General features: G+C 61.0%; 1 protein-coding gene. It reads left to right on the forward strand.

The features are described from left to right. The coding region (locus tag AB1462_RS32365; protein ID WP_367249212.1) for a vitamin B12 dependent-methionine synthase activation domain-containing protein at positions 1-400 on the forward strand (400 nt) is incomplete at both ends.

Consider the following 400-nt stretch of genomic DNA (forward strand, 5'->3'; position numbering starts at 1 on the left):
GCGCCAAAGGATAGCGGCAAGGCCGATTATCTCGGCGGCTTCGTGGTCACGGCGGGCATCGAGGAAGTGGCGATTGCCGAGCGTTTCGAGCGTGCCAACGACGATTATTCCTCGATCCTCGTCAAGGCGCTTGCCGACCGTTTCGCGGAAGCCTTTGCCGAGCGCATGCATGAATGCGTGCGCAAGGAATATTGGGGCTATGCGCACGACGAGAATCTGCAGCCGGACGAGTTGATAGGCGAGCCATATCGCGGCATCCGCCCGGCACCCGGCTATCCGGCGCAGCCCGATCATACCGAAAAGGCGACCTTGTTCGAGTTGCTCGATGCCGAGCGCAATTCCGGCGTTTCGCTGACCGAAAGCTATGCAATGTGGCCGGGCTCGTCGGTTTCGGGCATGT

This window comes from Pseudomonas sp. SB113, assembly GCF_040754745.1.
GTDB lineage: Bacteria > Pseudomonadota > Gammaproteobacteria > Pseudomonadales > Pseudomonadaceae > Aquipseudomonas > Aquipseudomonas grimontii.